Source organism: Corynebacterium sp. Marseille-P8863 (assembly GCF_946902955.1).
In the GTDB taxonomy this organism is placed as follows: domain Bacteria; phylum Actinomycetota; class Actinomycetes; order Mycobacteriales; family Mycobacteriaceae; genus Corynebacterium; species Corynebacterium gottingense.
On sequence record NZ_CAMPQC010000015.1, the window covers coordinates 22,526 to 35,153 of the forward strand.

Annotated in this window: 4 protein-coding genes and 3 tRNA genes; 6 read left to right on the plus strand and 1 reads right to left on the minus strand. The window is 63.6% G+C overall.

The annotated features are described in order from the left end of the window. Nucleotides 1–117 precede the first annotated feature (117 nt). The 3 genes from OVO38_RS09850 (at nt 118) to OVO38_RS09860 (ending at nt 9,517) form a co-directional block, all read left to right on the plus strand. Nucleotides 118–1,620, plus strand: coding sequence for an acetyl-CoA hydrolase/transferase family protein (locus tag OVO38_RS09850; protein ID WP_095547924.1), 1,503 nt, complete (start codon nt 118–120; stop codon nt 1,618–1,620). A gap of 117 nt (nt 1,621–1,737) precedes the next feature. After that, a tRNA-Lys gene (locus OVO38_RS09855) sits at nt 1,738–1,810 on the plus strand. 258 nt (nt 1,811–2,068) lie between these two features. Further along, nucleotides 2,069–9,517 carry a G5 domain-containing protein gene (locus OVO38_RS09860; RefSeq protein WP_267208378.1) on the plus strand — a complete coding sequence of 2,483 codons (7,449 nt, stop codon included), beginning with the start codon at nt 2,069–2,071 and terminating at the stop codon, nt 9,515–9,517. Nucleotides 9,518–9,840: 323 nt separating this feature from the next. Here OVO38_RS09860 and OVO38_RS09865 read toward each other — a convergent pair whose 3' ends face one another. Further along, the gene (locus OVO38_RS09865; protein ID WP_267208379.1) at nt 9,841–10,140 is read right to left on the minus strand and encodes a metal-sensitive transcriptional regulator; all 300 of its coding nucleotides are present in this window, start codon (nt 10,138–10,140) and stop codon (nt 9,841–9,843) included. 99 nt (nt 10,141–10,239) lie between these two features. On the opposite strand from OVO38_RS09865, the gene OVO38_RS09870 reads away from it, so the two are divergent. The 3 genes from OVO38_RS09870 (at nt 10,240) to OVO38_RS09880 (ending at nt 12,618) form a co-directional block, all read left to right on the plus strand. Beyond that, nucleotides 10,240–10,315, plus strand: a tRNA-Glu gene (locus OVO38_RS09870). Nucleotides 10,316–10,349: 34 nt separating this feature from the next. Next, nucleotides 10,350–10,426: transfer RNA gene (locus OVO38_RS09875), tRNA-Asp, on the plus strand. Between the two features lie 158 nt (nt 10,427–10,584). Continuing rightward, nucleotides 10,585–12,618, plus strand: coding sequence for a vWA domain-containing protein (locus tag OVO38_RS09880; RefSeq protein ID WP_267208380.1), 2,034 nt, complete (start codon nt 10,585–10,587; stop codon nt 12,616–12,618). The last annotated feature ends 10 nt before the right edge of the window (nt 12,619–12,628 follow it).

Below are 12,628 nucleotides of genomic sequence, written 5' to 3' on the forward strand. Positions count from 1 at the left end.
ATTTTTGGGGTGATGTGAAGTGGAGAGGTGTGCGCGCTCACGTGCTGGCAATGCGGGCTAGGTCACAATACAGTGGAGTTGTTATTCCGTACCGACGAACACAAGTGAGGGATGAACATGGGCGACCGTATCGCCAACGCAAAGCTTCGTGACAAGGTCATGACCGCCGAGGAGGCGGGCCAGTTTGTCAACCACGGCGACAAGGTTGGCATGTCCGGCTTCACCGGCGCCGGCTACCCCAAGGCCATGCCGGGCGTCATCGCAGAGAAGGCGAAGGCCGCGCACGACAAGGGGCAGGACTTCAGTATTGACGTCTACACGGGCGCGTCCACGGCACCGGAGTGCGACGGCGTGATGGCGGAGGCGGGCGCGCTGCGCTACCGCATGCCGTACCAGTCGGACCCGACCATGCGCGGCAAGATCAACGCCGGCGAGATGAAGTTCCAGGACATCCACCTGTCGCACTCCGGCATGATGGTGGAGCAGGGCTTCTTCGGCGAGGTTGACCTGGCCATCGTCGAGGCAGTCCGTATTACGGAGGAGGGCAACATTGTGCCGTCTTCCTCCGTGGGTAACTCCGTGGAGTTCCTCAACGCCGCGAAGAAGATCATCATTGAGGTCAACGAGTGGCAGTCCGAGGAACTTGAGGGCATGCACGACATCTGGACTGTGCCGCCGCTGCCGAACCGCATCCCGATCCCGATTACCAAGTGTGGCGACCGCATCGGCACCTCCTTCATCGAGATCGACCCGGAAAAGGTCGTCGCCGTGATCCACACCAACGACCCGGACCGCAACGCCCCGTTCAAGGCCCCGGACGAGACCTCCGAGCAGATCGCCGGCAACTTCCTGGACTTCCTGGAGAACGAGGTCAAGGCCGGCCGCCTGGCGTACGACGGCTACGTCATGCAGTCCGGCGTGGGCAACGTCCCGAACGCCGTGATGGCAGGCCTGATGGACTCCAAGTTTGAAAACATCCAGGCCTACACCGAGGTGATCCAGGACGGCATGGTCGACCTGATCGACGCGGGCAAGATGACCGTCGCCTCCGCGACCTCGTTCTCCCTCTCCCCGGACTACGCGCACAAGATGAACGAGGAGGCCGCGCGGTACCGCGAGTCCATCATTCTGCGCCCGCAGTCCATCTCCAACCACCCGGAGGTCATTCGCCGCACGGGCCTGATTGCCTCCAACGGCATGATCGAGGCTGACATCTACGGCAACGCGAACTCCACGCACATCAACGGCTCCCGCCTGATGAACGCGCTGGGCGGCTCCGGCGACTTCACCCGCAACGCCTACATCTCCTCCTTCATCTCCCCGTCGGTGGCCAAGGACGGCGCGATCTCCGCGATCGTGCCGATGGTCTCGCACGTGGACCACACGGAGCACGACGCCATGGTCTTCATCACCGAGTACGGCGTGGCCGACCTGCGTGGCCTGGCCCCGCGCGACCGTGTGGCCAAGATGATCTCCATCGCCCACCCGTCGTACCGCCCGCTGCTTGAGGAGTACGTGGAGCAGGCTGCCAAGTGCAAGTACCAGGCCACCCCGCACGACCTGCGCCATGCCTTCGACTTCCACAACCGCATCATGGAGACGGGCACGATGCAGAAGTAAGGTGAACCCTTTTGCCCGCGCTACCCCCGTTTGGTTCATGCTGGTAGCGCGGGCGTTTGGTTGCGTGCGTCGGTCAATTTCCGCCCCGCGTATGTGGCCCGCTACTATATCTCGCATGGGCCTTTAGCTCAGCTGGTAGAGCTACGGACTTTTAATCCGCAGGTCGCGGGTTCGATCCCCGCAGGGCCCACCGTAAATACCCTCGGTCTTTCCTGGACCGGGGGTTTGCGCGTATGTAGGGGGCAAGGTGCTTATCGACGCCCCCGTAATCCCATCCCGCCATCACCCATACATGCCAAACTTATTAGGTATGACTAATTGCTTGTAAACCCCTGTACAAGCCGAGTACACTTGTTGGCCAGTTGAGTTGCAGAAACATTGCACCTCACCCGGGCCGACGGGCGGTGTGCACTGCATGGCATCAAAGTGGTTTTTAAGGAGAATCCACGTGGCAAAGAGTGTTTTTCAGATCCGCAAGCCAGGAAAGCGCGGCGCCCGCACAGGTGTTGCGATGCTCTCTGTCATCTCGCTGGCCCTCGGGTCGGCTGCGCACCTCCCGGGCCCGGCCCGCGCAGCCGAGGCAGCGGCTGCGGAAGGCTCCGGCTCGTCCGCCAAGTACACAGGTGGCGTTTTCGGTGCCGACGGCAAGGGCGTGATGCAGGGCTCGGAGCTCATTGCGTCAGACCTTGGTGCCGAAAGCTGCACGGTGGCTGCCGAAGGGCAGTCGTTGGAGCAGGCAGGGTTCAAGGCGGAGGCATTCGAGCCCTCGATCGGTAGTCCCGACAGGCGTGCCTTCGGTGTGGCAGTTCAGTTTACCGGGGACAAGCAGCGCACCTTCAACGATTGGCTGGTCCGAGGGACAAACAATACTGCCCCGGTTACTGTGCACAAGGTTGGTGCCGCGGAGCCGTCAGACACATTCCCCATTGACGATTTGGTGCCGACTGCGAAGGCCGACGAGGTTATGAATATTGGCAGGCAGGGATCTCGGGGTCCTCTCACCGCCATGATTGTGGCGGACCTGAACGGGGCCAAGATCGCGCAGTACGCGACTGCGACTGCGGGGAATCCGGTCAGGTACGCGTGGACGGACCAGTATACGCGGGACAACACCGATAAAGGCTCACAGATTTTTAACAAAACGTATTTTGAGGCGACGGTGAACCCATGGCCGAGTGAGAACGACGACTGCTCGCCGATCACGGTGGACTGGAAGTCCATCAAGCAAATGGTCATCGAGCCCGGCGAGCAAGTCACGGTTGGCAAGATAAACGCGCAGCCGAACACGCTTAAGCGCATCGTCGTGGAGGCTCACGACCAGCAGGGCAACCTGCTTGGTTCGACCGATGGTGACGAACCCAAACTCGTCGTTGAGGACGATGGGACTGTGAAGTACACCTCCCCGAAGTACGTGGGTAACAAGGCAATTAGCGGGGACCAAAACGTCACGTTCACCGTTGTTGCCAACCCCCGTACCGTGGGGCAACTTCAAGAGGCAGGCGCGCAAAACGCCGAATACGCGAAGGTCAGCGAGGAATCCAACAGCCTGCCTCGCTACAGCACACCGAATATGGTGAGCACCTCCACGATCACGCTGGACGACACGAAGTTCCACGATCCCGAGTACGACGCCGCCGATAAGGCGATCATCTCCGGCACCGAATCCGAGAACGGACCGGTCACCAATGAGCCGCAGCAAGTGACCTTCGAGCAGACCGGTGCGCGGATCTCGGAACTCATAAAGAAGAAGGCCGACGGTGGTAACAACGCCACGGTGGAGCTGAACACCCGCTACGTCTACGAAGGCTGGAAGGCAACGCTGGACCCGGAGACGAACAACGTCACGGTGACTGCGCCGGCGAACCCGAAGCCGGGCACATTCGCGCAGCCCCGTGTGGTTGTCACCTACTCCAATGGTTCCACCGACATGATCCCGCTCCTGGTGCTGGTGGACCCCAACAACACCCAGGTCACGGAGCTGGCCCCCGACCCGGAGACCGTCAGCGGCGTGCAGGGTAAACCGCTGACGTCAAAGGTGGGCTACCGGCCAACGATGAGCGGCTACGACGCCGTGAAGCCGGCGAAATTCGAAATCGACCCTGCCTCCGTTCCGGAGGGCTGGGACGTGAAGGTCGACGAGGACGGAACCGTCACGGCGACGTCGCCAAGCGATGCCCCGAACAACTCGCACGCAAACGTCAAGGTGCTCGCGACCTACCCGGACGGAACCACGGACGAGACGAACGTCGACTTTAAGGTCGCCGCGAGCGTGAAGGTTCCGGACTACCAGGCCGTGACCGGCAAGGCACAGGATAAGGTTTCGCTGACCCCGACCATTCCCAACATTGGCATCGGTGGCGAGGAGGATGATGAGGCCCCGTCGAGCTACTCTTTCCCGGACGGCGGGACGACCCTGCAGCAGGGCGAGTGGTTCCTGACCATTGACCCGGAGACGGGCGAGGTCACCTCAGAGATCCCGGCCGACGCGCTCCCGGGGGCAAGCCTGACGTTCCCTGTCCAGGCGCACTACACCAGTGGCGCGACTCCGCAGGTCACCACCGGCACCATCAACGTTGTTGGTGACAAGCAGGGAGCAGACGCGGCCAGCTACCCACCGCGCCAGACTAAGCCGGGCGTTGCCGTTACCTCGAACATCTCCACGCAGCTCCAGGATCCCACCAAGGCTGAGTACAAGCTTCCGGACCCGAAATACCGGCCGAAGGGCTGGACCTTCGACATTGATGAAAACGGCACGGTCACCGCAACACCGGATGCGTCCCTGCCGGATGGCGCAACCGCAGACCTCCCGGTGACCGTGATCTACCCGGACGGCTCGAGCGCCACGGTTCCGGCCGAGTTCAGCGTGGTGTCCACCGCATCTGGTGCCAACAACCCGAACTACAAGACGGTGCACGGCCAGCCGGGCGACGAGGTCAAGAGCCCAGTCGACACCACCTACGTGAACCCGGCGTACGAGCCGAAGTACGAGTTCATCACGGATCCCAACGATCCTTCCTACATTCCGCTGCCGCGCAACCTGTCCTGGGACGACCTGACGATTAATCCCGATACGGGCGAGATCACGATGAAGATCAGCCCGAACGCAAAGCCGGGTACCTCCGCGCAGGTGCCTGTGCGGGTGACCTACAACGACGGCAGCTCCGACGTGACCAGCGGTACGTTCATCGTTGACGCCGAGGCCCGCCAGATCTACAACCCGGACTACCTGCAGGCGTGGACGTCTCCGGGTGGCACGCAGACGTCGAAGCCGACGGAGGCCTCGGACGTCCCGTGGCGCGACCTCGCCGATAATGTGGACGACCGCTACTCGGTCCCCGCGGAAATGGACGGGTGGACGTTCACGGTCGACTACGACGGAACCGTCCACGCGACGGCTCCGGAGGGAGCCCGCGCCGGCGACCATGTTGACGTGCCGGTGACGGTGACGTACTACGACGGGAGCAAGGACGTCGTCTACGCCCCGTTCGTCGTGCGCGATAAGCAGGCGGAACTGTACGACCCGGGCTACCCCGCGGAGTCGACCACGCCGGGCAAGGAAGTCACCCGCAGCATCACGCCGAAGGACCTGCCTGAAGGCAGCACCTTCTCCTTCGGCATGGACGGCGACACGCCGATCACTCAGACTGAGGAGAACGGCTGGAAGTACTCCGTCGACCCGAAGACCGGTGACATCACCGTCACCCCGCCGGCCGATGCGAAGCCGGGCGCCAAGCAGACGAAAAACGCAACGGTGACCTACCCGGACGGCTCGACCGACGAGGCGCCGGTGACCACCATTGTCAGCCTGACCCAAAACTTCGAGGTCGAGCCGACCTACCCGGCCGAGAGCGTGTACCCGGGCACGAAGACCTCGCTGCCGCTGACGCTGGACAACCCGAACGGCGTTGAGGTCGCGGCGCAGGATCCATACAAGATCCGCCCCGCGAAGAACTACACCGACACCGGCAACGTCAACGCGTTTGGTAACCCGGTGTACAAGGTCAAGACCGCCAACGGCGACTGGCTTGTCAGCCTGGACAAGGACGGCAACGTCCTCGCAGAGTCCCCTGCAACCGCGAAGCCGGGCGATGCGATTAACGTCCCGGTCTCCGTGAAGTACGCCGACGGCTCCGTGGACAGGGTCTCCGCACCGATCACCGTGGTGGACCAGCCGACCCGCGAGGTGCCATTCAAGGTCGAGTACAAGTACGACAACACGCTCCCCGCGGGCCAGTACAAGGTGGAGAAGGAAGGTACCGCTGGCGCGGAGAAGCAGAACGAGGACGGAACCTGGACGCGGACTCAGGAGCCGACGAACGAGGTCGTGCTTGTTGGCACCCTGCAGTCGAAGGCCACCGACGAGGTGACCTGGACCGTTCCGCTGCCGTTCCCGACAACGATGCGCCCGAACCCCGACCTGCAGCCTGGCGAGACCAAGGTCATCCAGGAAGGCGCAAACGGCGAGGAAACCTACACCGCCACGTTTGACGCTGAGGGCGACCATGCCAGCCACGTGGAGTCGACGAAGCGGACGGACCCAGTGGAGCGGATCGTGGAGTACGGCCCCCAGCTTGGCGAGACCGAGCTGGTGACCAAGACCACCAAGCAGCTGCCGTTCGACACCGAGGTCAAGGCCGATCCGAACCTCGATGCCGGCAAGACCGAAGTTGAAAAGGCCGGCGTGCTCGGTGAGGAGACGGAGACGTCGACGCAGAAGCTTGTCGACGGCAAGCCCTCCGGCGACCCAGTCGTCAGCACCGAGCGCACGAAGGAGCCGGAGACGCAGATCATCCGCGTCGGCACGAAGCAGTCGGCCCCGTTGGCGTCGGTAAGCGTGCCCTTCACCACGCAGGTCGAGTTCGATGACACCCTCCCGGCCGGCGAGCAAAAGGAGAAGCAGGCCGGCAAGGACGGCAAGGGCGTCGTGGAAAACGGCGAGCTGAAGATCACCGAGGAGCCGACGCCGCGCATCATCGTCGTCGGCACGAAGCAAGCCACGGACCCGGCAACTGACCCGGGAACCGACCCGGAGACTCAGGCGCCGAAGGACTACTCCTGGACTGAGTCCACCGCCTTTGACGTGGAGATTCGCGAGAACCCCGATCTGCCGAAGGGGGAAAAGCGAGTTGTCCGCGACGGCGAACGCGGTGAGGAGACCCACACCGTCCACTTCGAGCTCAAGGACGGCGTGTACGCACCGCAGGAAACGACCGAGGTGACCAAGGAGCCGGTCAACAAGATCGTGGAGATCGGCACTAAGGGTGACACCTCGACTGAGCCAACGCAGCCGGGCGAGCCGCAGGAGACCGAGCAGTCGGTCGTGACCATCGAGCGCCTGCCGTTTGACACGGAGGTCATTGAGGACCCGGCGCTGGAGGCCGGGCAGGTGATCGTCGAAAAGCCTGGTGCTCCCGGCAAGCAGCAGACCGTGACCACCCAGAAGTACAAGGACGGCAAGCCCACGGGCGAGCCGACCACCACCTCGACCGTGCTGGTGGAGCCGGAAAACCGCGTCATGCGCGTCGGCACGAAGCAGCCCGAGCAGCCGCAAACGTCGGCGTCGGTAAGCGTGCCGTTTACCACGATCGTCGAGTTCGACGACACCCTCCCGGCCGGCGAGCAAAAGGAGAAGCAGGCCGGCAAGGACGGCAAGGGCGTCGTGGAAAACGGCGAGCTGAAGATCACCGAGGAGCCGACGCCGCGCGTCATCGTCGTCGGCACGAAGATGGTGACGGACCCGGAGACTCAGGCGCCGAAGGACTACTCCTGGACTGAGTCCACCGCCTTTGACGTGGAAATCCGTGAGAACCCCGATCTGCCGAAGGGTGAAAAGCGCGTTGTCCAAGACGGCGAGCGCGGCGAAGAGACGCACACCGTCCACTTCGAGCTCAAGGACGGCGTGTACGCACCGCAGGAAACGACCGAGGTGACCAAGGAGCCGGTCAACAAGATCGTGGAGATCGGCACTAAGGGTGACACCTCGACTGAGCCAACGCAGCCGGGCGAGCCGCAGGAGACCGAGCAGTCGGTCGTGACCATCGAGCGCCTGCCGTTTGACACGGAGGTCATTGAGGACCCGGCGCTGGAGGCCGGGCAGGTGATCGTCGAAAAGCCTGGTGCTCCCGGCAAGCAGCAGACCGTGACCACCCAGAAGTACAAGGACGGCAAGCCGACGGGCGAGCCGACCAGCACCTCGACCGTGCTGGTGGAGCCGGAAAACCGCGTCATGCGCGTGGGTACCAAGCCGGCCGAGACACCCGAGGTCAAGTCGGTGACTACGGACCTGCCGTTTGGTACCAAGGTCATCTTCGACCCGACGCTCGAAGCGGGCGAGAAGGCGACCGTGACCGAGGGCGTGCCGGGCCGCGTGACTGTCACCGGCACTGACGTCGAGCGCGTCGAGCCGAAGGACGAGGTCGTGCGCATCGGCACCAAGCCGTCCGACAGCACCTCCGAGATCCCGGAGGAGGTGTCCTGGGAGGAGCCGCTGCCGTTCAAGGTGATTGTGAAGCAAAACCCGGACAAGCCGCGCGGATCCGTCGAGGAAATCACGCAGGGCAAGAACGGCACGCAGAAGCGTGGCGTGCGCTACGAGATCGTCGACGGCAAGCTCGTGCCGAAGGAGTTCACCGAGGTCATTACCCCGGCCACCGACCACGTCATCGAGGTCGGCACCGGCGGCGAAGCATCCGAGATCACCGAGGTCAACGAGTCGGCGCTGCCGTTCGAGACCGAGATCATCGAGGATCCGACCCTGCCGGCAGGCGCCGTCTTCACCGAGCAGAACGGTCAGCAAGGCTCGCAGCGCACCACGCGCACTTGGAAGCTTGTCGACGGCCACGTCACCGGCGACCCGACCGTCTCCACCGAGACCATCACGGAGCCGACCAACCGCATCCTGCGCGTCGGCACCGGTACGCCCCACACGGGCGAGCAGGCGAAGCCGGAAGATCGCCCCTACTTCCCGCCGGTCGTTCTGGGCAAGGGCGCAACCAAGCGCGTCGAGCTGGAGCACGGCCACGTCGACGGCGACTCCTACGAGATCGGCGACGTCCCCGAAGGCTGGGACGTGACGATCGACGAAACGACCGGCGAGGTCTCCGTGACCACGCCGGACGACGTCGAGCCGGGCACCATCGCAACCATCCCGGTGAAGGTGACCCGTGCGGACGGCAGCGTCCTCGAGACCTTTGTCAAGGTTGGCGTCTCCGGGAAGCAGGCCGAGCCGGCGGAGCCGACGACGAAGCCTTCGGAGCCAACGACGGAGCCGACCTCGGAGCCGACGAAGCCGACTGAGCCGACCTCGGAGCCGACGACGGAGCCTTCCGAGCCGACGACGAAGCCGACCCCGGTACCGGGGACAACCGGCTCGTCTGAGGATTTCCAGCGCTGCGTGGCAAACGCGTTCGCTGCGAACAGCCCGCTGCTGTGGCTGGTGCCGATCGGCCTGCTGGCTGCCGTTGGCGGCCCGCTGTCCCAGCAGTTCGGCCCGCAGATCAACCAGGCGTTTGGCGAGATCAACGGCCAGATCAACCAGAAGATTCGCGAGAACACGCCGGACCTGCCGGACGTGGGCATGGGTGGCAACAACAAGCCCGAGTGGTACCGCGAGCTCGAAGCACAGGCGAATGCCGTAAACCAGCAGTTTGCTGGCCTCCAGCAGCAGTACGCCGGTGTAGGCGAGCAGCTGCGCCCGCTGGGTATCGGCCTGGCTGTCATCGGTGCGGCAGCCGTCGGCATCGCGCTGATCAACCAGGCATGTAAGCCGGAAGGCTTCGACGGCTGGACCAGCTCGTCCAAGGGCGATAGCCGGATGACCACCGTGCGACCGGAGGGCGCGGATGAGGCGTCATCCTTCGGCGGTTCTTCCTCGAAGGACGGCAAGACCGAGAAGTAAGTCGCGCGGCAAAACCCGGGCACTCGCCCGGGAATGAACTGCTCCCCACCGGTTGGACTGAGAAATCAGCCCCAGGCTGGTGGGGAGCAGGTTTATGTTGGGGACCTCGACGGCCGATGAGCGAGGTCCAGCGCGAGCAGTTCGTGGAGCAGGCCCGCGCTCTGGCCACAGATACCGATACCAGGATGACGAGGATGCAGCTCCAGGGGCGCATTGTCGGGGTCTTACTAACGGTATCTAGCGTTTGGGTGGGCTCGGGCCCGCGCAGGCGTGGCTCGGGCCGGCACGGAAGGGCAGCGTGGGCGTCGAAAAGCGACTGCCTCTTAGGACTTCACCATCCGCTTGATGGCCAGCATGGCTTCGGCGACCTTCTCGTCGGCCTGGTCGTCGCCCGCGGCGAGCGCGCCCTTCACGCAGTGGTTGAGGTGGTCCTCCAACAGGGCGAGGCCGAGGTTTTCCAGGGCGGAGTCGATCGCCGCGATTTGGGTGAGGATGTCAATGCAGTACTGGTCCTCATCCACCATCCGGTGAATGCCGCGCACCTGTCCCTCGATGCGCTTGAGGCGGGCGAGGTAGCGGGACTTCTCTTCAAAGTAGCCGTGCTGGCACGAGTCTTCTTGCATGCGGTCATCTTAACCGACCGACCGGCCCGTAAGAAACATGGCGTGCGCAGCCGTTTTGCCATTGTCACAGGCGATGAACTAGATTGGATCAAGTCGCTAGCCCCCATCGTCTAGAGGCCTAGGACTCCGCCCTTTCACGGCGGCAACACGGGTTCGAATCCCGTTGGGGGTACCAGTGATCCCCGTTACGGTGGGGGTTGCAGTGCGATGGCCCTGTGGCGCAGTTGGTTAGCGCGCCGCCCTGTCACGGCGGAGGTCGCGGGTTCAAGTCCCGTCAGGGTCGCCAAATATCAAGCCAGTTCCCAAGCAGGGGAGCTGGCTTTTTTGCGTTTCAGAGGTCCTGGTTTAGTCACCCAAAGAAGTCTCTGACACCTGTTGCACCACTACGACTAGTCCTTTACTGTTGTCTGTGATACTTGTCATAACCTGGATGGGAGTTTGGGAATGTCTCACACAATACGGTTTGGGCGCACGCGGGCAGTGGTGGCGTTGCTGCTGACCATCGCGTGCGCCGCAATGTGGATGGCGCCAGCGTTCGCCACCGAATCGAGCACGGCGGTCAGCACCGAAACGAAGACGTTGTCGAGCTCGACGACGCGGGTGAAGGAGGGCGAGGGGGCGTCGGCAAGCACTGGCTCCGCCGACGCGAAAGCGGCGCTCATCCTCGATGCGTCCTTCTCCATGCTCGAGGAGGACGCGGATGGGCCGCGTATCGACGCCGCGAAGAAGGCCACGAACGAGCTGGTTGATTCCCTGCCGGACACGGCGAAAATGGGCCTATTCACGTACGGCGCGCAGGAATCGAATGCGCCCGACAACAGGGAGCGGGGCTGCAAGGACATCCAGCGGCTCGTCCCCGTGGACACGGTGGACAAGGCGGAATTTAAGTCCGCTATCGACGGGCTGACGCCGAAGGGCTACACCCCGATGGGCAATGCGTTGCGCAAGGCCGCGGACGAACTGGGCAACGATGGTGAGCGCTCGATCATCCTGGTCTCCGACGGCATTGATACATGCGCGCCGCCTGAGGTGTGCGATGTGGCCAAGGAGCTCGCGGGGCAGGGCGTGGACTTGACCATTCACACCGTTGGATTCAAGGCCGATGAGGATGCCCGCGCGGAACTCGAGTGCATTGCCGAGGCCGGCGGCGGGCAGTTCCTCGAGGCAGCGGACTCGACGAGCTTGGCGGAGTCGTTGAAGTTCCTCTCCCAGCGCTCGGTAACCAAGTACCAGACGGCGGGCACGCACTTCGAATTCTCGGACACGCCTGAAGACGCGAAATGGCTGGGGGAGGGGCAGTACCAGACCACGGTGACGCCGGACCGCGTCTCCCTGACCGACCGTTACTTCCGCATCTCCGTGCCGCCGCGCCATCACGCACGCATGGTGTTCACGCCGATTCGGCAGACCGAAGGAATCTATGAGGACTCCCACCTGAAGATCGACCCCGCCGAGGTGACCAACCAGGGCGACCCGGAGTGCGGCTGGATCCCCACCACGCACACTGAGTTCGACTCCGGTGGGCCGGGCTTTGGCATTGATTCCGCGCGCGCCTCGATCGAGCGCAACGACGAGGACGACATGGAATGCGACATGAGCGACATTCTGGTGAAGATGCAGATTTCCAACGACGGCGACGAGGTGAGCGACGACATCGCGCTCGAGGTCAACGTGTTCTACGAGCCGATCCCCTCGGACGAGCAAGCGACTGAGTGGAAGGATCGCCGCATCACCAGCGCCGGCGACTACCTCGGGGAGATGCCGATTGACAACCCGCAGCCCATTTCCGGCGGCACCGGGTTCAACGATGCGGTGGAGATCTCCGAGGGCTCGTACTCCGACACAATCATCCCGGGCGAGTTTAAGTTCTTCAAGATCCCGGTGACCTACGGACAGCGGCCCGTCCTCAGGGCGAAGACGCCGCCGTCTGTGGCGCGCAACGCAGACGACATCGGCTTTGGAATTTTCGACCCGCTGCGCAACGAGGTTGCGGGCGGCAAGCTCATCTTCTTCGATGACGCGGAGGAGTCCGACCCGGAAACCTTGAACCAATACGTGTGGTACGACAGCCACACGCCGTACCAAGGCGACTACTACGTCTGGTTCGGCATGGGCTGGGTAAGCGATGGCTACGACATTGCGGGCGTGGATCAGCCGTACGAGTTCGAGGTTGTCATGGACGGTGAACCAGCCAACGGCGGCCCGGATTGGACGCCGACGCACGAGAACGGGCCGGAGCCCTCGGACGAGCCGATCAAGTTTGACGCCACGGACGGGGCGAGCGAGAAGAACGCCGATGAGTCCACTGCCACAGACGGCGCGGGTGACGGCGAGGACGTGAACGCCGCTAACGATGACGCGGAGTCCGGCGGTATCGGACTCGTGCCGATGCTGCTCGGCGGGGTGCTGCTCCTCCTGCTCATCATCGCCGCGGTCGTTGTTGTTCTCGTCCGCAAGCAGCGAGGCAACTGGCAGTAGGGCAACTGCC